The organism is Dietzia psychralcaliphila, from assembly GCF_003096095.1.
GTDB lineage: Bacteria > Actinomycetota > Actinomycetes > Mycobacteriales > Mycobacteriaceae > Dietzia > Dietzia psychralcaliphila.
This window is the reverse complement of record NZ_CP015453.1, coordinates 2,114,090-2,134,195: the sequence shown is the minus strand read 5'-3', so window position 1 is coordinate 2,134,195 and position 20,106 is coordinate 2,114,090. Positions and strand designations below refer to the sequence as shown.

At 70.1% G+C, this 20,106-nt stretch carries 16 protein-coding genes and 1 pseudogene; 11 read left to right on the top strand and 6 right to left on the bottom strand.

All coding sequences use genetic code 11. The annotated features are described in order from the left end of the window. Nucleotides 1–100 precede the first annotated feature (100 nt). Nucleotides 101–745 (bottom strand): ACT domain-containing protein, encoded by a 645-nt coding sequence (locus tag A6048_RS09790; protein WP_107747683.1) that lies wholly within the window; start codon nucleotides 743–745, stop codon nucleotides 101–103. Nucleotides 746–821: 76 nt separating this feature from the next. Between A6048_RS09790 and gatC the strand changes: the two genes are divergently transcribed. From gatC to gatB, 5 genes are read left to right on the top strand one after another with little or no spacing between them, the layout of a single operon-like run. Beyond that, nucleotides 822–1,121, top strand: coding sequence for an Asp-tRNA(Asn)/Glu-tRNA(Gln) amidotransferase subunit GatC (gatC, locus tag A6048_RS09785; protein WP_107747362.1), 300 nt, complete (start codon nucleotides 822–824; stop codon nucleotides 1,119–1,121). Beyond that, nucleotides 1,118–2,572, top strand: coding sequence for an Asp-tRNA(Asn)/Glu-tRNA(Gln) amidotransferase subunit GatA (gatA, locus tag A6048_RS09780; protein WP_107747363.1), 1,455 nt, complete (start codon nucleotides 1,118–1,120; stop codon nucleotides 2,570–2,572). Before gatC ends, gatA begins: the two co-directional genes overlap by 4 nt. Continuing rightward, nucleotides 2,569–3,972: a DHA2 family efflux MFS transporter permease subunit gene (locus A6048_RS09775; protein WP_107747364.1), complete on the top strand. Its 1,404-nt coding sequence runs from the start codon at nucleotides 2,569–2,571 to the stop codon at nucleotides 3,970–3,972. The genes gatA and A6048_RS09775 overlap by 4 nt, the downstream gene beginning before the upstream one ends. 28 nt (nucleotides 3,973–4,000) lie before the next feature. Beyond that, a complete protein-coding gene (locus A6048_RS09770; protein ID WP_107747365.1) occupies nucleotides 4,001–5,035 on the top strand; it encodes an ATP-dependent 6-phosphofructokinase in 1,035 nt (344 codons plus the stop codon). 10 nt (nucleotides 5,036–5,045) lie between these two features. Beyond that, a complete protein-coding gene (gene gatB, locus A6048_RS09765) occupies nucleotides 5,046–6,533 on the top strand; it encodes an Asp-tRNA(Asn)/Glu-tRNA(Gln) amidotransferase subunit GatB (protein WP_107747684.1) in 1,488 nt (495 codons plus the stop codon). Nucleotides 6,534–6,623: 90 nt separating this feature from the next. Here gatB and A6048_RS09760 read toward each other — a convergent pair whose 3' ends face one another. Next, a complete protein-coding gene (locus tag A6048_RS09760) occupies nucleotides 6,624–7,652 on the bottom strand; it encodes an oxidoreductase (protein WP_107747366.1) in 1,029 nt (342 codons plus the stop codon). Nucleotides 7,653–7,718: 66 nt separating this feature from the next. Here A6048_RS09760 and A6048_RS09755 point away from each other — a divergent pair, with 66 nt between their 5' ends. Further along, nucleotides 7,719–8,528, top strand: coding sequence for a DoxX family protein (locus tag A6048_RS09755; protein WP_235027376.1), 810 nt, complete (start codon nucleotides 7,719–7,721; stop codon nucleotides 8,526–8,528). Between the two features lie 54 nt (nucleotides 8,529–8,582). Here the strand turns inward: A6048_RS09755 and ilvD are convergent, their stop codons facing one another. Next, nucleotides 8,583–10,421 carry a dihydroxy-acid dehydratase gene (gene ilvD, locus A6048_RS09750; RefSeq protein WP_107747368.1) on the bottom strand — a complete coding sequence of 613 codons (1,839 nt, stop codon included), beginning with the start codon at nucleotides 10,419–10,421 and terminating at the stop codon, nucleotides 8,583–8,585. Between the two features lie 197 nt (nucleotides 10,422–10,618). Here ilvD and A6048_RS09745 point away from each other — a divergent pair, with 197 nt between their 5' ends. Next, entirely contained in the window at nucleotides 10,619–12,136 is a 1,518-nt protein-coding gene (locus A6048_RS09745; protein WP_107747369.1) for a YhgE/Pip domain-containing protein, read from the top strand. Here A6048_RS09745 and A6048_RS18645 read toward each other — a convergent pair. Continuing rightward, nucleotides 12,122–12,391, bottom strand: a pseudogene (locus A6048_RS18645) (PH domain-containing protein); the annotation flags it as partial. The gene A6048_RS09745 and the pseudogene A6048_RS18645 overlap by 15 nt on opposite strands. Nucleotides 12,392–12,742: 351 nt before the next feature. Here A6048_RS18645 and A6048_RS09735 point away from each other — a divergent pair. The 4 genes from A6048_RS09735 to A6048_RS09720 all read left to right on the top strand — a co-directional run bounded on the left by A6048_RS09735 (nucleotide 12,743) and on the right by A6048_RS09720 (nucleotide 17,903). Then, nucleotides 12,743–14,638 carry an acetolactate synthase large subunit gene (locus A6048_RS09735; protein ID WP_107747372.1) on the top strand — a complete coding sequence of 632 codons (1,896 nt, stop codon included), beginning with the start codon at nucleotides 12,743–12,745 and terminating at the stop codon, nucleotides 14,636–14,638. Continuing rightward, a complete protein-coding gene (gene ilvN, locus A6048_RS09730; protein WP_107747373.1) occupies nucleotides 14,635–15,141 on the top strand; it encodes an acetolactate synthase small subunit in 507 nt (168 codons plus the stop codon). The genes A6048_RS09735 and ilvN overlap by 4 nt, the downstream gene beginning before the upstream one ends. 54 nt (nucleotides 15,142–15,195) lie before the next feature. After that, nucleotides 15,196–16,209: a ketol-acid reductoisomerase gene (gene ilvC, locus A6048_RS09725; protein ID WP_107747375.1), complete on the top strand. Its 1,014-nt coding sequence runs from the start codon at nucleotides 15,196–15,198 to the stop codon at nucleotides 16,207–16,209. Between the two features lie 77 nt (nucleotides 16,210–16,286). Then, complete coding sequence (locus tag A6048_RS09720; RefSeq protein WP_107747376.1) at nucleotides 16,287–17,903, top strand: hypothetical protein; 1,617 nt, start codon at nucleotides 16,287–16,289, stop codon at nucleotides 17,901–17,903. Nucleotides 17,904–17,912: 9 nt separating this feature from the next. Here the strand turns inward: A6048_RS09720 and A6048_RS09715 are convergent, their stop codons facing one another. Further along, complete coding sequence (locus tag A6048_RS09715; protein WP_107747377.1) at nucleotides 17,913–19,385, bottom strand: phytoene desaturase family protein; 1,473 nt, start codon at nucleotides 19,383–19,385, stop codon at nucleotides 17,913–17,915. After that, nucleotides 19,382–19,963 carry a hypothetical protein gene (locus tag A6048_RS09710; RefSeq protein ID WP_107747378.1) on the bottom strand — a complete coding sequence of 194 codons (582 nt, stop codon included), beginning with the start codon at nucleotides 19,961–19,963 and terminating at the stop codon, nucleotides 19,382–19,384. The genes A6048_RS09715 and A6048_RS09710 overlap by 4 nt, the downstream gene beginning before the upstream one ends. Between the last annotated feature and the right edge of the window lie 143 nt (nucleotides 19,964–20,106).

Genomic DNA, 20,106 nt, shown 5'->3' with positions numbered 1-20,106 from the left:
GCGCAGCGCGAGCCCGCGATAGGCGAGCAGACACGCAGCGCGAGCCGCAGGGGACGCGGGCGGAGGGGCAGCGTAGGTCGGAGGACCCGCGCGAGCTGTGTCAACCGGCGTTGAGCGACCGGAGGATACCGGTGAGGTAACCGAGCCGGGCGATCTCTGACGGCCGGAACGACGGCCCGCCCGGCCGACCGACCACGAGAACGTGACCGGACGAGAGCGGTGCCGCCGCGATCGCGGTGTCCAGCGAGGTCCATTCCACCGGCAGGTCGTCTTCCAGCGCGGTGGCCCGATCGAGGTGACGTACCGCATCGACCCGGCCCCCGTCCCACATCGGTGCGGCGGAGCCGCGCGCGATCAGGCGGCATCCGTCTGCCGTCTCCTCCACCACGAGCGCCCACCCGAGGCGCAGCGCCGCGGGCAGCTCGTCGGCGAGCATCTGGTCGGCACCGGCGCCCGCTCCCGCCACGGCGTCGATGAGCTCGAGTTCGCGGTGCGCGTCGAGGATCCCGCCGAACGGGCGCAACGAATCGACCATCACCCCGTCGAGTTGTTCGGCCGCGGTGATCAAGGTGTCGGGGAAGGTCCCGTGGGGGACGTTCACCACGATGTCGTCCACGGCCACACCGTCGAACCGGTCCACCACGTCGAGGCTGATGATGTCCGCGCCGGCGGTTCCCAGGGCGACCGCCAGGGAGCCGAGGCTGCCCGGTCGATCGGGCAGCAAGACGCGGAGCAGATAAGACATGGCGCCCATTGTGCCGCACTCCGGTGGCCTGACTAGGCTGGGCCGGTACCGACACGCCACGGAAAGGGACAGACACGTGACCTCGATCTCACGCGGGGACGTCGCGCATCTGGCCAGGCTCTCCCGCCTGGAACTGAGCGACTCCGAGCTGGATTCGTTCGCGCGACAGCTCACCGACATCCTCGACCACGTGCAGGCCGTGTCCGAGGTCGCAGCGGACGACGTCCCGGCGATGAGCCATCCCACCGCGATCTCCAACGTGTACCGCGCCGACGTCGTCACCCCGGGTCTGACCCCGGAACAGGCGCTCGACCAGGCGCCCGCAGCGGACCAGCAGCGCTTCGAGGTCCCGCAGATCCTGGGGGAGGAGGCATGAGCTCGCTCACCAACTCCACCGCCGCGGAACTGGCCGGCCGGATCGCCGCGCGGGAGGTGTCCTCGGAGGAGGTCACCCGTGCTCACCTCGACCGGATCGCCGAGGTCGACGGTGAGATCAACGCCTTCCTGCACGTCGGCGCGGACGAGGCGCTCGAGGCCGCCCGCACCGTCGACACCCGTCTCGCCGCCGGCGAGGAACTCGGCCCGCTGGCCGGGGTCCCGGTCGCGCTCAAGGACGTCTTCACCACCACCGACGCCCCGACGACCTGTGGTTCCCGGATGCTCGAGGGGTACCGGTCCCCGTACGACGCCACGGTCACCGCCAGGCTGCGCGAGGCGGGCATCCCGATCCTCGGCAAGACGAACATGGACGAGTTCGCCATGGGGTCCTCGACCGAGAACTCCGCGTACGGCCCGACCCGCAATCCGTGGGACCCCAGCCGCACCCCCGGTGGGTCCGGCGGTGGTTCCGCCGCGGCCCTGGCGTCCCACCAGGCCCCGATCGCCATCGGCACCGACACCGGCGGTTCCATCCGTCAGCCGGCCGCGCTCACCGCCACGGTCGGTGTGAAGCCCACCTACGGCACCGTGTCCCGCTACGGTCTCGTGGCCTGTGCGTCGTCGCTCGACCAGGGCGGACCGTGTGGTCGCACGGTCGAGGACACAGCGCTCCTGCACCAGGTGATCGCGGGGCACGACCCGCGCGATTCCACCAGCCTCGACGTCGCGATCCCGGACATGGTCCGGGCGGCCCGCGAGGGCGCGAAGGGCGATCTGTCCGGTGTCCGCGTGGGAGTCGTGGCCGAGTTCGCCGGCGAGGGCTACCAACCGGGGGTCGAGGCGTCGTTCCGGGACTCGGTGGATACCCTGCGGGATTTGGGAGCGGAGGTGGTCGAGGTCTCGTGCCCGAACTTCCGCTACGCACTGCCCGCCTACTACCTGATCCTGCCCTCGGAGGTGTCCAGCAACCTGGCCCGGTTCGACGCCATGCGGTACGGCCTGCGGGTCGGTGACGGTTCGGCCGATCAGGTCATGGCGGCGAGCCGCGAAGCCGGGTTCGGCCCCGAGGTCAAGCGCCGCATCATGCTGGGGACCTACGCCCTGTCCGCCGGGTACTACGACGCCTTCTACGGTCAGGCACAGAAGGTGCGCACACTCATCGCGCGCGACTTCGACGCTGCGTACGAGAAGGTGGACGTCCTGGTGTCTCCCACCACCCCGACGACCGCGTTCCCGCTGGGTGACAAGGTCGAGGACCCGGTCGCCATGTACCAGTTCGACCTCTGCACACTCCCGCTCAACCTCGCCGGGCACTGCGGTATGTCCGTTCCGTCCGGGCTCGTGGACGGACTCCCGGCCGGCCTGCAGATCATGGCCCCGGCGCTGGCCGACGACCGCCTGTACCGGGTGGGTGCCGCCTTCGAGGCCGCGAGAGGCCCGATCGCGTGACCAAGGTCCCCGAGAGGGACGCGTGGAAGGCACTGACGGCGCTCGTCATCGGGTTCTTCATGATCCTGGTGGATCAGACGATCGTCGCGGTCGCCACCGAGGCCTTCGCCACCCAGCTCGGTGCGACGACCAACCAGGTCATCTGGGTGACCAGCGCCTATCTGCTGGCCTACGTCGTACCGCTGCTGTTCACGGGTCGCCTGGGTGACCAGATAGGGCCCCGCGCGGTCTCGATCGCGGGACTGGTCCTGTTCACGGGCGCCTCTCTGTGGTGTGGGCTCGCGGGCAGCATCGAGACTCTTATCGTCGCGAGGGTCTTCCAGGGACTCGGCGCCGCGCTGCTCACGCCGCAGTCGCTCAGCGTGATCACCAGGGTCTTCGCGCCGGAGCGTCGCGGGGCGGCCATGGGGACGTGGGGGGCGGTCGCGGGCATCGCCTCGGTCGTCGGGCCCGTGTTGGGTGGTGTCCTCATCGACGCGTTCGACTGGCGTGCGATCTTCTTCGTCAACATCCCCTTCGGCATCCTGGCCGTGGTCCTGGTGTGGCGGTGGGTCCCGAAGCTCGAGACCCGGTCGCACTCCTACGACGGACCGGGCATCATGCTGTCGGCCCTGGGCATGTTCCTGCTGGTGTTCGGCATCCAACAGGGCGAGTCCCACGGCTGGGGTGGCACCACACTCGCGCTCATCATCGCCGGGACGGCGGGTATCGCGGTGTTCGTCTGGTGGCAGTCGCGCGTCCGCACGGAGCCGCTGGTGCCTCTACGCCTGTTCCGGGACCGCAACTTCTCGATCGGCACCTTCGGCGTCTCCACCATCGGGTTCGTCACCGCCGGCACCATGGTCCCGCTGATGTTCTATCTCCAGGGTGTCAAGGACCTCAGCCCCACGCGCGCGGGTCTGATGCTGCTGCCGATGGCGCTGATCGCGGGCGTCCTCGCCCCGGTGGTCGGGCGCTGGGCCGACAGGATCGACCCGCGTCTGTTCACGGGGATCGGCTACTTCTCCTACGCCATCTCCCTGTTCTGGCTGGCGCTGGTCATGGACTCGCAGACCTCGATCCCCGTGCTGCTCGGACCCATCGCACTGATGGGGGTGGCCAACGGGTGTGTCTGGGCACCCACGTCGTCCACCGCGATGCGCCGCCTCGAGCTCGCCTCCGCCGGAGCCGGCTCGGGGGTCTACAACACGACCCGTCAGGTGGGCGCCGTCCTGGGTTCGGCCGCGATCGGCGCGTTGATGCAAGCACGGCTGGTCGTACACGGCGACGTCGGACAGGCCGTGGCGGACGCCATGTACCTGCCCGCCGTGGTCGTCCTGCTCGGTGGTCTCGCCACCATGGCATTTCGTACCGGTGAACAGTCGCCGGAGGCCGGCGCGGTGAGCAGGTCCCGGCCCTAGACTGCTGGAGAACCGAGAGGAGCTCGACGTGCGCATCGGCGTTCTCACCGCAGGCGGAGACTGTCCCGGACTCAACGCGGTCATCCGCGCGTTGGTGCGGACCGCCAATTCCGAGTACGACTCACCGGTCCTGGGTTTCCAGGACGGGTGGTCCGGGCTGGTCCACGACCGTGCGGTCCCTCTGTTCGACGACGAGGGGATCGACCGGATCCTGTTGCGCGGGGGCACGATCCTCGGGACGGGCAGGCTCAACCCGGACATCCTCAGGGGGAGCCTGCCGGAGATCCGGGCGACCATCGCGCGTCACTCCCTCGATGCGCTGGTCGCGATCGGCGGCGACGGGACACTCAAGGCGGCGCGGTGGCTGACCGAGAACGGCATCCCGGTGGTCGGCGTCCCCAAGACCATCGACAACGACGTGGGCGGAACCGACTACACCTTCGGTTTCGACACCGCCGTCTCGATAGCCTCCGACGCCATCGATCGGCTGCACACCACCGCGGAGTCCCACGAGCGGGTCATGCTGGTCGAGGTCATGGGGCGGCATGCCGGGTGGATCGCCCTCCACGCCGGACTCGCCTCCGGAGCTCACATGATCGTCATCCCCGAGGTGCCGTTCGACATCGACTACGTGTGCAAGGTGATGAAGCGCCGCTTCCAGATGGGTGAGGCGTACGGGATCTGCGTGGTCGCGGAGGGTGCCACACCCGTCGAGGGCTCGGGGATGGCGTTGCGGGAGGGCGGGACCGACCAGTTCGGCCACGAGGTGTTCACGGGTGTCGCCGACCAGATGGCGGCGGCGATCGCCGAACGGATGAACCGCGATGTCCGCACCACGGTGCTGGGGCACATCCAGCGCGGCGGTACGCCCACCGCCTACGACCGTGTGCTGGCCACCCGCTTCGGCGTCCACGCGGCGCATGCGGTGCACCGAGGGGATTTCGGTCAGATCGTCGCGCTGCGCGGGGAGTGCATCGAGATGGTGCCGGTCGAGGAGGCCGTCGCCGTGCTCAAGACCGTTCCGGAGGACCGCTACCGCGAGGCCGCCTGCCTCTTCGGCTAGATTGTTCCGCATGGAGTTCACCGAGGTCGTGTCACGTTTCGATCCCGTCATGGGCATGGAGGTGCACGTCGAGCTGCACACCGCCACCAAGATGTTCTGCGGGTGCCCGACGGCGTTCGGAGCGGAGCCCAACACCCAGGTCTGCCCGGTGTGCATCGGGCTCCCCGGCGCGTTGCCGGTGGTCAACGGGCAGGCCGTCGAATGGGCGATCAAGATCGGCCTGGCCCTGGGGTGTTCGATCGCGCCGTACAGCCGTTTCGCGCGGAAGAACTACTTCTACCCGGATCAGCCGAAGAACTATCAGATCTCGCAGTACGACGAGCCGATCGCCCACGACGGTTTCCTCGACGTCCAACTCGAGGACGGCACCACGTGGCGCGTCGAGGTCGAGCGGGCGCACATGGAGGAGGACACCGGGAAGTCCACCCACGTCGGGTCGGCCAGTGGGCGGATCCACGGAGCAACGCATTCGCTGCTCGACTTCAACCGGGCCGGCGTGCCGCTCATCGAGATCGTCTCCAAGCCGATCGTCGGAGCGGGGGAGCGGGCCCCCGAGATCGCCCGGGCATACGTATCCGCGCTGCGCGACCTGCTTCGGAGTCTCGACGTCTCCGATGTCCGCATGGACCAGGGATCGCTGCGCTGCGATGCCAACGTCTCGCTCATGCCCAAGGGCGCGACCGAGTTCGGCACCCGCACCGAGACCAAGAACGTCAACTCCCTACGCAGCGTCGAGGTCGCCGTTCGGCACGAGATGTGTCGGCAGGCCGATGTCCTGACCTCCGGTGGTGAGATCGTCCTGGAGACGCGTCACTTCCACGAGGCCGACGGCACCACCACGGCGGGTAGGCCCAAGGAATCCGCGGAGGACTACCGCTACTTCCCCGAGCCCGACCTCGCGCCCGTCGAGCCGTTGAGTGAGCTCATCGAGAAGATCCGCGCCGAGTTGCCAGAGCTGCCGTGGCTGCGCCGCGCACGCGTACAGGCCGACTGGGGAGTCTCGGACGAGGAGATGCGCGATCTGGTCAACGCCGGCGCCCTGGACCTGATCCTCGCCACCGTCGATGCCGGCGCGCCTCCCACCGAGTCCCGCTCGTGGTGGGTGTCCTACCTGTCGCAGCAGGCCAACAAGCGTGGCGTGGGCCTCCCGGCGCTGGACATCACCCCTGCCCAGGTGGCGCGGGTCATCGAACTCGTGGCGGAGGGCACGCTCACCAACAAGCTCGGCCGTCAGGTCGTGGACGCGGTCCTCGACGGCGAGGGTGAGCCGGACCAGGTAGTGGCCGACAGGGGACTCGAGGTGGTCCGTGACGACTCGGCCCTGCAGAAGGCGGTCGACGACGCCCTGGCCGCCCAGCCGGATATCGCCGAGAAGATCCGCTCGGGGAAGGTGCAGGCCGCCGGCGCGATCGTCGGTGCGGTCATGAAGGCCACCCGCGGCCAGGCGGACCCGGCGAGGGTCAAGGAGCTCGTGATCGCCGCCTGCGGCCAGGAGTGATGATCGGATAGGCGGCACCACCTCCGCGGGAGAGCCGGCTGCGGCCGCGAGTCGGCCACGGGGCCCGCTGCGCGAGCGCGCGGATGAGGCTCAGGTCCGTGCGTCCCCGCCGCCGCCACCGGTCTGGGGCAGGATGACGGCGCGGTCGTCGGTGGGGACCGGAGAGCCACCACGCTTGTTGGTCGTGCCGCCGAGAAGCACGCCGTCCCCGACCGACGCGAGGCCGGTGATGCGTCCGTACCGGCCCTCGGCGAGGGCCTCGGGCTGGCCACGCGCCGCTCCACCCGCGAGTGGGAGGACGTCGGCGCGTTCGGCGTCCGGCAACGCCACTGCGAGGGAGTCCTCGGCCGCGGCGCACCCTCCGGCCGATCGCTGGTCGGGCCAGGTCCAGATGACTTGATCGGCTGTCCGGATCACCGCGCCGCGGTCGGTGACGGCCGAGAGGTAGAGGTCCGACAGGTGGGTGCACAGGCCGTTGATCTGGCCCAGGTCGCGGGCGACGATCTCCGGGCGCTCCGCGAGCCCGATCCCCCTGAACCCGGGGAACCTCACGAGCTCGGAACCCACGCCCACCGTCAGGACATCGTCGACAAACGCGAGACCCCCTGTCTCCGCGGGGGCCAGCTCGGCCACCGTCCTGGGGGCGTCCCCCCGCGCGAGACGTTCGACCCTGGAGGGACCGTCGCCGACGACGAGGAGATACACCAGCCGGTCCTGGGCGAAGTCGGGGGACGGCGCGACCGCGGCCACCCGCCCTCCCCGCGGATCGACACGGCCGAAGTCCTCGGGTGGCGCGTCGACCGAGACGATCTTGACGCCACCCGTCGACTCGGCGACCAGTGCCTTCTCGCCGAGTCCGGCGACCGCGACGGCCGGTTCCAGGCACGTCGCGATGACGGCGGGGTCCGGATCCACGCACGGGCCGCGTTCCGGTGTCGCCTCCGGCTCGCCCGGGGACGGAGGCGAGGAGGGCGGGGGGATGCCGGGCGGACTGGACGGCGGGGCGGCGCCCATTCCCGGACCGGGGGCGGGGGTGAAGGGGGCCTCGAGACGATCGTCGAATCTCGCACACCCGGCCATGGCGACGGCCAGGACCACCACCAGCGAGAGCGATCTCATGACGACAAGACTACGGTGCGCCGTGTCCTGGGTGCAGGTGCCCGGGAAGCGGCCTATGGTCGGATGGTGACTTCCTCAAAGCCCGGAGACGACGCCCGTACCGAGATCATCCACGACGTCGACTACCCGCTCGACGTCCCCAACGCGACGGGGACCGGTTCCGGCACGGGGACCACGGACTCCGCCACCACCGCCTTCCCCGCGGCGGGTCGGACGGACTACTCGCAGTTCTCGGAGTCCGGGGGCTACGACACGTCGACGCCGTTGCCGTTCGGCGACCAACCCACCACCATCGAACCCGCCCCCCGGGACGAGATCTCGCGGCGCGGCACGACCGACCTCGGACTGTTCCTGCTCCGTCTCGCCGTGGGAGTCCTCCTGGCGATGCGTGGTCTGCAGAAGCTCTTCGGTCTGTTCGGAGGCCCGGGAATCGACGGATTCACCCAGACCCTGACCGAGTCGGGGTTCGAACAGGCTCGGCTCCTCGCGATCGCCGGCGGCGCCGTCGAGTTGGTCGCGGGTGTCCTGCTCGTCGTGGGCCTGGCCACGCCGGTCGCGGCGGCCGGGTTGCTCGGGTTGGTCGGGTTGGGCATCGCGGTCCGGCTGACCGGCGGCGATCCCATGCCGCTCCTCGGGGAGACCACCCGTGGCCTCGAGACGTCCGTGCTGTACGCCGCCGCCCTGCTCACCCTCCTGTTCGCCGGCGCCGGCCGCTGGTCCGCCGACCGCAGGTGGCGCTGGTCGCACCGTCCCCGGTTCAGCGGAGTGATCTGGTTGCTGCTGGCCGTGATCGCGGCAGGAGTGATCTGGTACCTGCTCAACGGCACCAATCCGTTGACGTCCACCTCGGACAGCCCCGCGGTCACCGCGGGCTGAGCACGCGCGGAGCCCGGGAACCGGGCCCGCTGTTCACGCGGCGGACCGGGGAGATCAGTCGGGCAGGATGCGCACCGCACCCTTGTCGGCGGAGGACGCCATGGAGGCGTACGCCCGCAGCGCGGCGGAGACCTTCCGGTCGCGGTTGACCGGACGCCAGGGGAGGGATCCCTTCGCGGCCCGGCGGCGGTCCAACTCGTCGTCGTCCAGATCCACCGAGATGGAGCGCGTGGCGACGTCGATCGTCACCACGTCGCCGTCCCGGATCAGACCGATCGGGCCGCCCGAGGCGGCCTCGGGGGCGATGTGGCCGATTGACAGGCCCGACGAGCCCCCCGAGAAGCGGCCGTCCGTGATGAGGGCGCATCTGGCGCCCAGGCCCGCGCCCTTGATGAACGCGGTGGGGTGGAGCATCTCTTGCATCCCCGGGCCACCGGCGGGACCCTCGTAGAGCACCACGAGCACTTCCCCGGGCTGCAGGGTCTTGTCCAGGATCACCGACACCGCCTCCTCCTGCGACTCGACCACCCGTGCCGGTCCGCTGAAGTGGAAGTGCTCCTCGGATACACCGGCGGTCTTGAACACGGACCCGTCGGGGGCGATGTTGCCGCGGAGCACTGCCAGTCCGCCCTCGGCCGTGGCGGGGTGCTCGACGGAGTGGATGCACCCGTTCACGGCGTCCGTGTCCAGCGACTCCCATCGGTTGTCGGTGGAGAACGGTTCGATGGTGCGGACCCCACCGGGTGCGGCGTGGAACAGCTCGATCGCCTTCTCGGTGGCCGTGCCGCTACGGATGTCCCAGTCCGCGACGTACTGCTCGAGGGAGGGGGAGTGGACCGAGTGGACCTCTGTCTCGAGTAGCCCACCCCGGAACAGCTCGCCGAGGATCGCCGGGATGCCGCCGGCCCGGTGGACGTGCTCCATGTAGTAGTCGGAGTTGGGCGCGACCTTGGCCAGGCACGGCACACGGCGGGAGATCTGCTCGATGTCGTGCAGGTCGAAGTCCACCTCGCCCTCCCGGGCCGCGGCGAGGATGTGCAGCACAGTGTTGGTGGAACCGCCCATGGCCACGTCGAGCGTCATGGCGTTGGCGAAGGCATTGCTGGTGGCCACGGACCGGGGGAGTACCGACTCGTCGTCGTCCCGGTAGTAGCGGTGGCACAGGTCCACGATGACCCGTCCGGCCTCGGCGAACAGTTCTCGGCGGGCGCTGTGGGTGGCCAGCGTCGACCCGTTGCCCGGGAGGGACAACCCCAGGGCCTCGGTGAGGCAGTTCATGGAGTTGGCGGTGAACATTCCCGAGCAGGAGCCACAGGTGGGGCAGGCCGAGCGCTCGATCGCGTCGAGGTCATCCTGGCCGACCGCGGAGTTGGCCGAGGCGGAGATCGCGGTGACGAGGTCGGACCCGGCCTTGACCACACCGTCGACGACCACCGAGAAACCGGACTCCATGGGGCCGCCGGAGACGAACACCGTCGGGATGTTCAGGCGCATCGCCGCGTTGAGCATCCCCGGCGTGATCTTGTCGCAGTTGGAGATGCACACCAGTGCGTCGGCGGTGTGCGCGTTGACCATGTACTCGACGGAGTCGGCGATGATCTCGCGGCTGGGCAGCGAGTACAGCATCCCCGCGTGCCCCATGGCGATGCCGTCGTCCACGGCGATGGTGTGGAACTCGCGCGCGACGCCGCCCGCAGCGGTGATCTGCTCGGCGACGATCTCGCCGACGTTCTTCAGGTGCACGTGCCCCGGGACGAACTGGGTGTACGAGTTGGCGACCGCGATGATCGGCTTGCCGAAGTCCGCGTCCGTCATGCCGGTGGCGCGCCAGAGGGCGCGAGCTCCCGCCGCGTTGCGTCCGGCGGTGCTGGTGCGTGACCTCAGGGGAGGCATGGGACCTCTATCCGGTTCGGGGGACTACGGCGGCGGGCGTCCCGTGTGGGCAGTCCTCCCGATCAGACCTGCGACCGGCCCTGTGACTTGGGCGGGAACGCTCCGGGGGACGGGTACACATTACCCGCGGTGGCAGGAGTAACTTCGTCTCGGTCGGCCGTGTGGTCGACCGGCGTTCCACACGAATGAGGATCAGCATGACCGACTCCGGCCACACCGGCGGCTTCCGCGAGTTCGCCTCACATTCGGCAGGCGCGGTGGTTCTGGTCTGCGGGCTGTTCTTCCTCCTGTCGTTCATGTATCTGGGCGGCACCGCGGACCCCCAGGCCCACGCCAGGCACATCCCCGTGGCGGTGGTGGACTCCGACCGCGGAGCGTCGTTGGACACGCCGATCGGCGTGCGGGACCTCGACGTGGGATCGCAGATCACCTCCGGTCTGCTCCAGAACAACGACTGGGAGAAGGTCCGGCTGCACGTGGTCGACCCCGAGACGGCGGAGGAGGGCCTGCGTGACGGGTCGTACTTCGGGGCGGTCCGGATCCCCGCCGACCTGAGCGAGCGGGTGGTCGGTCTGGTCGAGGCGGCGGCCACCGAAGCGGGGGACGCCGCGGAGCCGCCCGCGCCCGCCCGGATCACTCTCGAGTACTCGCCCCGCGTCTCGATCGTGTCGAGCCAGGTCATGACCACCATGGCGGGGGCGATGCAGGAGTCGTTCCGGGACCGCATGGGTCCCAGGCTGCTCTCGGAGTCGCAGCTGCTGGCCGAGGCGGAGGGCAGGACGGTCGGCGCCGCGGCGGCTCTCGCTCTCCAGGACCCGGTCGGTATCGACGTGACGGCGTGGAACCCGTTGCCGGACGGGGTGTCCAACGCCTCGCTACCGATGTTCTACGCCCTGATCGTGGTCCTCGCGGGATTCACCGGGGCGATGATCATCTCCGCACTCCTGGACGCGCGGCTCGGGTTCATCCCCCTGGAGATCGGCCCGATGACGCTGCACGTCCACGTGGCCCCGTTCGGCCGACTCCAGACACTGGTCCGCAAATGGGTCGTGACCCTGGTGACGGCCCCGCTCGTGTCGGGGTTGTGCCTTGTCGTCGCGGACATCATCGGGGTCACCGGTTACGACCCGTGGCACATGTTCTGGTTCTCCAACCTCGTCATCATCGCGGTCGGGGTGTGCGCACACACCATCATCGCGGCGATCGGAAACGCCGGACTCCTGGTCAATCTGGTGCTGTTCGTGGTGCTGGGGATACCCACCTCGGGCGGCGCCACGCCCACTCAGATGCTCCCGCAGGTGTTCGTCGCGATCGGCAGCCTCCAACCGATGCACCAGGCCTACCTGGGGCTGCGCGCGATCATGTTCTTCGACTCGAGTTGGGATGCGGGACTGGGGCACGCGGTCTGGGTCCTCGGTGGCTGGGCCGTGGCCGGGCTCCTGGCGGGAGTGGTGGTCACCGTGGTGTACGAGCGGATGGGGATGCGCCGCCAGGCTGTCGCCGACCGTGTGCCGGCGGGCCGCCGTTCGAGCGACCGCAGTTCGAATGACCGCAGTTCGAGGGACCGCCGTTCGAGCGACCGCCGTTCAGGAGACGTCGTCGGTCGGGGCGGCGGTGTCGGGTCGGGTGACGCTGTAGGGGTCACGGATCCGTCCTCGGCTGGCGACGGAGAGCCTGGGGAGATCGTGGAACGAGACCCCGCCCATCGTGAGTGAGTCCTCGGTGGTGGTGACCAGACGGGCGAAGCCGTTCTTGGGGAACATCACTCCCTTGACCTCCTCCCAGGGCACGGACCTTCTCGTCCGCCATGACGAGAGATGGACACCGTCCTCGTCGACCCGGGTGGTGGTCCGCGCGACCCACCAGCCGAACGCGATCGGGAGCAGCACGAGCCACCCCAGAGTGACGGGGTAGGCGCTGATGGGCCAGAGGATCGCCAGGACGAAGATGGCGATGACGGCGTAGGACATGGGGTTGACCCGGAAGAGTGCGCGGTCGGTGGGCGTCGACTCCGGGTGGGGTGCTCTGAATGGGGCGCTCATGATGCGTCCCACTGTCTCACGGTCCACTATGTGGGATCGCAGTTCCACGAGTTGACGACCGCGACGGCCGGAGCCTAACCTGAGCGCGTGAACACCTGGAACGGTCTAGTACTCGGCCGGCGCGTCGGCGCCTGAGCCGCTACCTGGCTTTCCGTCGACGCGCACCCTCGCCGGCCCCCGTGGCCGTCGGGGGTTTTTTGTTGCCGGGTTCCCCCGGTCCCACCGGACCGGGTGCGGCGACGAACGTCAGCTCCACGACCAGCATGAAGGACAGTTGAAGTGAGCGCACCAACGGCACAGCCCGGACCCCGTCCGGGTGCAGAGCAGAAGGCCCGGTCAGCGGCCCCCGAGCGGATGACGGGCGCCCAGGCGGTCGTCCGGTCCCTCGAGGAGATCGGCACCGAGGTTGTTTTCGGCATCCCCGGCGGCGCGATCCTGCCCGTCTACGATCCCCTCTACGACTCGGTCAAGGTCCGACACGTGCTGGTCCGGCACGAGCAGGGCGCGGGTCACGCCGCGACCGGTTACGCGCAGGCCACCGGTCGGGTCGGTGTCTGCATGGCCACGTCGGGTCCCGGGGCCACCAACCTGGTGACCCCGCTGGCGGACGCCCAGATGGACTCGGTTCCGATCGTGGCCATCACCGGGCAGGTGGGCACCGCGCTCATCGGCACGGACGGCTTCCAGGAGGCCGACATCTCCGGCATCACCATGCCCATCACTAAGCACAACTTCCTCGTCTCTCACGGCGAGGACATCCCGCGGATGATCGCGGAGGCGTTCCACATCGCCCAGACCGGTCGACCGGGTGCGGTGCTGGTGGACATCCCCAAGGACGTCCTGCAGGCCGAGATGACGTTCTCGTGGCCGCCGGAGATGAAGCTGCCCGGGTACCGGCCGGTGACCAAGCCGCACGGCAAGCAGATCCGGGAGGCGGCCCGACTCATCGCCAAGGCCACGCGCCCGGTCCTGTACGTCGGCGGCGGCGTGATCAAGGCCGACGCCTCGGCGGAGCTCCTCGCCCTGGCCGAACTGTCGGGCATCCCGGTGGTCACCACGCTGATGGCGCGAGGGGCGTTCCCCGATTCGCACCGGCTGCACTACGGCATGCCCGGCATGCACGGCACGGTCGCCGCGGTGGCGGCACTGCAGCGGTCGGATCTGCTCGTCACCCTGGGCGCCCGGTTCGACGACCGGGTCACCGGTCAGCTCGACACCTTCGCGCCGGACGCCAAGGTCATCCACGCGGACATCGACCCGGCGGAGATCGGCAAGAACCGTGCCGTCGACGTGCCGATCGTCGGTGACATCAGGGAGGTGCTGACCGAACTCGTCGAGACCCTGCGCGGCGAGCGCGACTCCGGGGCGCTCGTCGAGCCGACCCCCTGGGTGGGGCAGCTGGACGAGATCCGCTCCGAGTACCCGCTCGGATACGGCCCGCAGTCGGACGGTTCGCTCTCTCCCGAGTACGTGATCGAGCGACTGAGCGCGGCCGCCGGCCCCGACGCGGTCTACTGCGCCGGGGTGGGCCAGCACCAGATGTGGGCCGCGCAGTTCGTCCAGTACGAGAAGCCGCGCACGTGGCTGAACTCGGGGGGGCTCGGGACCATGGGGTACTCGGTGCCCGCGGCGATGGGCGCCAAGTTCGGTCGCCCGGACGCCGAGGTGTGGGCGATCGACGGCGACGGGTGCTTCCAGATGACCAACCAGGAGCTCGCCACCTGTGCGATCGAGGGCGCGCCCATCAAGGTCGCACTGATCAACAACGGCAACCTCGGGATGGTCCGCCAGTGGCAGACGCTGTTCTACGATCAGCGCTACTCGCAGACCGACCTGTCGACGCAGTCCAGGCTCATCCCCGACTTCGTCAAGCTCGGCGAGGCCCTGGGTTGCGTGGCGTTCCGCTGTGACCGGGCGGAGGACGTCGACGAGGTGATCGCCAAGGCACGCGAGATCAACGACCGCCCGGTGGTCATCGACTTCATCGTGGGCAAGGACGCCCAGGTGTGGCCGATGGTCGCGGCGGGCACGTCCAACGACGAGATCATGGCGGCCCGGGACATCCGGCCGCTGTTCGACGACACCGATTCCGTGGCGGACGACGCCGCGGACGTCCACGAGGTGACCGAGCGGATCGACGCCGCCGTGCTCGCCGCCCAGGAGGAGGACCAGTGACCGCCCGCTCCCACACCCTGAGCGTGCTGGTGGAGGACAAGCCCGGCGTGCTCGCACGCGTGGCGTCGCTGTTCTCCCGGCGCGGGTTCAACATCGAGTCCCTCGCGGTGGGCCCCACCGAGACCGACGGGCTCTCGCGCATGACGATCGTCGTGGCCGTCGAGGACTTCCCGCTCGAGCAGGTGACCAAACAGCTCAACAAGCTGGTCAACGTCATCAAGATCGTGGAGCAGGACCCGGCCGGCTCGGTCGCCCGGGAACTCACGCTGGTCAAGGTCCGCGCCGACACCACCAACCGTGGCCAGATCGTCGAGATCGCCACTCTGTTCCGCGCCCACATCGTGGACGTCTCGCCGGAATCGCTCACGCTCGAGGCGACCGGTACACCGGACAAACTCGATGCGTTGCTGCGCATGCTCGACGGCTACGGAATCCGCGAGATCGTGCAGTCCGGCATGGTCGCGCTGGGACGCGGCCCCAAGTCCATCACCACCACTCGATAGTCTCGACTTCTACACAAGTCTCGACTTCACGAAACAACACGAAGGGAATCCACCATGGCAGTGGAGATGTTCTACGACGACTCGGCGGATCTGTCGCTGATCCAGGGCCGCAAGGTCGCCGTGATCGGTTACGGCTCGCAGGGGCACGCGCACTCGTTGAGCCTGCGCGACTCCGGGGTCGAGGTCGTGATCGGTCTGCGCGAGGGCTCCAAGTCCCGTGACAAGGCCGAAGAGGCCGGCCTCAAGGTCATGACCGCCGCCGAGGCCAGCAAGTGGGCCGACGTCATCATGCTGCTCGCCCCCGACACCTCCCAGGCGCAGATCTTCACCGAGGACATCGAGCCCAATCTGAACGACGGCGACGCGCTGTTCTTCGGCCACGGCCTCAACATCCACTTCGGTCTGATCACGCCCGCCGAGGGCATCACCATCGCGATGGTCGCCCCCAAGGGCCCCGGCCACCTGGTGCGCCGCCAGTTCGTCGACGGCAAGGGCGTGCCCGCCCTCATCGCCGTCGAGCAGGACCCCAAGGGTGAGGGCGAGGCCCTCGCGCTGTCCTACGCCAAGGCGATCGGTGGCACCCGCGCGGGCGTCATCAAGACCACTTTCAAGGACGAGACCGAGACCGACCTGTTCGGTGAGCAGGCCGTGCTCTGTGGCGGCACCGAGGAGCTCGTCAAGACGGGCTTCGAGGTCATGGTCGAGGCCGGGTACGCGCCCGAGCTCGCCTACTTCGAGGTGCTCCACGAGCTCAAGCTGATCGTCGACCTCATGTACGAGGGTGGCATCGCGCGGATGAACTACTCGGTGTCCGACACCGCCGAGTTCGGCGGCTACCTCTCGGGCCCGCGCGTCATCGACGCCGGCACCAAGGAGCGCATGAAGGCCATCCTGTCCGACATCCAGGACGGCACCTTCACCAAGCGCCTCGTGGCCAACGTCGAGGGCGGGAACAAGGAGCTCGAGCAGCTCCGCAAGGAGAACGCCGAGCACCCGATCGAGGTCACCGGGCAGAAGCTTCGCGACCTGATGAGCTGGGTCGACCGGCCGATCACCGAGACCGCCTGATCAACCTGGGGGACGGATCCGGGTGAGGCCCCTGTAGGGTCCACCGGGATCGAATCCCGAGCTTCAGGAGGACCGCCGTGCGCCACATCAACCGAGGTGTGGGGGCGGCGGTCCTCTCGTTGTGCCTGGTCGCCTCCACCGCCGCATGCACGTCGGGGTCCAGCGACGACGCCCCGGGGATCACCGCGGCGCAGGTCGAGGGGGCCCGGGTCGCGGTCGACGGCGACGAATCGGGCGTCGAGACGACACGCCTGCTGGTGGAGAGCGCCCCGGTGGTCGTGGTGGCAGCACCGGACGAGGCCGCCCGGGCCCGCGCCGCGTCGGTGGCCGTGGGTCTGCGCGCGCCGATGCTCACCGCGGTGGCCGGCGGTGACGACGCTCTGGCGGATGAACTGGACCGGCTGGGCACCGAGCGGGTACTGCGGGTCGGCGAGGTGACCTTCACCCCCGACGACGGCGAGGTGGTCGACGCCCCCCGGGAGCGCTCGGAGCTGGAGGAGCTCACCGGGATCACGTTCGAGTCCGAACAGGAGATCGCGGGAGACCGCGTGGACGACGTGACGGTCCATCAGGCCCCGGGCTCGCCGTCTCTGTTGGTCGCCGGTGAGTTCAACGCCGGCGGCGACCCGGCCGCGGATGTCGAGGCGTTCTCCGTCGGAGAGCCCGCCTGGACTGCGGAGGACGCCCCCCGTGTCCTCGTACACGACCAGACCCCGGTGGCCGCGGTGGCGACCGCCGTCGCGACCGGAGCGGCGGTGGCCCACCTGCGGGCCCCGGATCCGCGGGTCGACGGCGGTTCGGTCGAGGCCGTCATGGACGCCGGCGCCGTGGTCGCCCTCGGACCCGGATGGGGCACCGAGGACGAGCTGGCGGACAGGGTCGAACAGGCGCGCACCGTCCCCGAACTCCCCGGCGGGGGGCAGCTGCTGTTCCCGGGCCGGCGCTTCGTGGCGGCCTACGGGTCGCCGATCACCCCGGCCCTGGGCATCCTCGGGGAGCAGGGGCCGGAGGAGACCGCGGAACGGGTGCAACAGTTGGTCGAGGAGTACCAGCCCTTCTCGCCGGAGCCGGTGGTGCCCGCGTTCGAGATCATCGGTACCGTCGCGGCCACCGAGCCGGGGCCCGACGGCAACTACACGAACGAATGGGACCCCGAGGTGTTCGTCCCCATGGTCGACGCGATCACCGACGCCGGGGGATACGCGGTGATCGACCTCCAGCCCGGCATGGCGGACCTGCTCGACCAGGCCAAGCCGTTCGAGGAGCTGCTCAGGCGTCCCAACGTGGGACTGGCCCTGGACCCCGAGTGGAAGCTCGAGCCCGGCCAGCGGCCGGGTGCGCAGATCGGTAGCGCGAGCGCCGAGGAGATCAACCGGGTCACGCACTGGCTCGCGGACCTCGCCCGCGACACCGGCGGGCCGCAGAAGCTGCTCATCCTGCACCAGTTCAGCCTGGCGATGCTCACCGATCGCGAGGACATCGACACCTCGCGCCCCGAGGTGGCGATCTCACTCCACGCCGACGGGCACGGGACCCCGGAGATGAAGCTGGAGACGTGGGAGGTCCTACAGCAGGGACTGTCCCCGGACATCTGGATGGCGTGGAAGAACTTCTACGACGAGGACACGCCGACCTTCACACCCGAGCAGACGATGGCGGTCGAACCCCGGCCGTGGTTCGTGTCCTACCAGTGAGTCGGCCTGTCAGCCGCCGATGATCCGGTCCGCCACGTGCTGTCCGGCCATCCCGTGGACGCCGGGACCCGGGGGTGTGGAGCCGGATGCGTGCCACACACCCGGGACACCGGTGGCGAAGGGATCGGCCCGGGGGACCGGACGGGCGACGAGTCCGCGGAGGTCGACCCGGCCCGCCGCGATGTCGCCGCCGGCGTAGTTGGCGTTGTGCTCGCCCATCCGTGAGGCGGGCGTACACCGGGTGGCCACCACGACGTCGCGGACGCCGGGTGCGACCTCCTCCAGCGCGGTGAGGACCTGCTCGGTCTGGTTCTGTTCGGACCAGGCGGGAACGTGCGCGTAGGTCCACAGGGGTCGTCGTCCGTCGGCGGCGACGCGCCCCGGATCGGTCACCCACGGCTGGGAGACGAGAACCATCGGCCGGTCTGCGTGACGGCCGGAGGCGACAGCGCGTTCGGCCGCCGCGATCTGCTCCGTTTCCCCGCCCAGGTGTACGGTTCCGGCGCCCTGCAGGCGGGCGTCGCGCCACGGGACAGGGCCCGACAGGACCAGGTCGACTTTCGCCGCCGCGCCGCCGATCGGCGCGCGTGTCAGACGGCGGGCCCGCCGCTCCACCGACGGCGACGGCGAGGACGCGAGCAGGATGTCGCCGAGGATCCGCGAGGAGGTGTTGAAGACGATGTCCCGTGCGTCGATCCGTGCCAGTGAGTCCACCCGCGCCCCGGTCCGGATCTCGCCCCCGGCGTCGCGGACCGCGTCCGCCAGCGCGCTGGTGATGGCACCGCTGCCCCCGACCGGGAGAGCCCACCCCATCGGGGAGTGCAGGAGCGAACCCAGTACCACCCCGACAGCGGTCGCGGCCGGGGAGGACAGAGGGGTGATGGCGTGGGCGGAGATCCCGGACAGCAGTGTTCGCCCGTCGGGACCGAACGGGTCGCCCAGCCCCCCGCGGGGATGGGCGCGGAGGAACGCCGCAGCGACCGCCGCCGTGGCCGTCACCGGCGGGACGGACCGCTGATCCGACAACGCGGCGGCCACCACCTCGAGGGACCGCTCGGCCGTCGGGCCCATGACCCGCCACCAGGCACGGGCCTCCGTCTGGGACCCCAGGCCCTCGGCCAGGGCTCCGGGGGAGGGGTCGGACGGGACGACGATCGCGTCGCGCCCGGGCAGCGCGTGGGCCAACTGGACCGGCGGTGTCGCCAACTCCACACCGTGTGCGGCCAGGTCGAACCCGCGGAAGAACGGAGCGGCGCCGGCCATCGGGTGGACCGCGGAGCACGGGTCGACCATCAGGTCCGCGCCGAGGTCGCCGGGCATCCCGTCCATGGGGAGCGTGCGGCACCCGCCCCCGATGGTGTCCTCTGCCTCGAGCACCACGACCCGCCGGCCCGCGCGGGCGCACAGGAGCGCGGCGGCGAGGCCGTTCGGTCCCGAACCCACCACCACCACATCGGCACGCACCGGTGTCGACGACGTCACTCGAAGACCGCCAGGCCGTAGGTGCGGCGCAGTTCCTCGAGCAGCTTCTCCTGCGCCACGGCCTGGTCGGCCAAGCCCAGCAGGACCCGCCGGGTGCCGGGCCCGCCCACCTCGTCGTCGTCGCCCCCGGAGGGACGGTCGGCGACCCACGAGTCCGCGAGCAGTTCCCACATGGAGCGCTTGGCCACCACGAGGGTGCGCAGCGCCTCCAGCACCGCGAGTCGCGCCAGGGGATCGCTCAGCACCGGGCCCACGGGCAGCACGGAGAACGTGATACCGGTCGACAGACGGAGCAGCCGTCTGCCCGGGGTCCCGATGGGGGTCAGTCGGGACAGGAGCGCGGCGGCGGTGTCGATCTCCTGCTCGAACTGGGTCCGCAGTGGCTCCAGACGGGTCTTGTCGCTCTCGTCGACGGCGCGGATGCAGTGGTCGAGGAGGCTGCGACCCACCGCGGCCCCGTAGAGGTGGGCCCGGAGGTAGGAGGCGACAGCTGTCGAGCCGCGCGCGGGCGCGAGGACGGGCAACCAGGGGCTGGGCAGGCGGACCGGGAAACCGGTCGACCGGGGCGGGCGCAACATAGGTGATCCGTTCGTCGGACGTCGGTCGGGGCCTGCGGTGACATCAGCCACGGTAGGCGTCCCGGGCCACCCCGGCCACTGGTCGTCGGCGGTGTGCGGTGGCCTAGACTGGGTGTGCCCAAATTGACACCGAGGAGATCCCA

What these genes read in the sequence shown, in the direction of transcription:
- A6048_RS09790 (WP_107747683.1), bottom strand. Translation starts at nt 745, where the DNA reads ATGTCTTATCTGCTCCGCGTCTTGCTGCCCGATCGACCGGGCAGCCTC.
- gatA (WP_107747363.1), top strand. Translation starts at nt 1,118, where the DNA reads ATGAGCTCGCTCACCAACTCCACCGCCGCGGAACTGGCCGGCCGGATC.
- gatB (WP_107747684.1), top strand. Translation starts at nt 5,046, where the DNA reads ATGGAGTTCACCGAGGTCGTGTCACGTTTCGATCCCGTCATGGGCATG.
- A6048_RS09760 (WP_107747366.1), bottom strand. Translation starts at nt 7,652, where the DNA reads ATGAGATCGCTCTCGCTGGTGGTGGTCCTGGCCGTCGCCATGGCCGGG.
- ilvD (WP_107747368.1), bottom strand. Translation starts at nt 10,421, where the DNA reads ATGCCTCCCCTGAGGTCACGCACCAGCACCGCCGGACGCAACGCGGCG.
- A6048_RS09745 (WP_107747369.1), top strand. Translation starts at nt 10,619, where the DNA reads ATGACCGACTCCGGCCACACCGGCGGCTTCCGCGAGTTCGCCTCACAT.
- ilvC (WP_107747375.1), top strand. Translation starts at nt 15,196, where the DNA reads ATGGCAGTGGAGATGTTCTACGACGACTCGGCGGATCTGTCGCTGATC.
- A6048_RS09710 (WP_107747378.1), bottom strand. Translation starts at nt 19,963, where the DNA reads ATGTTGCGCCCGCCCCGGTCGACCGGTTTCCCGGTCCGCCTGCCCAGC.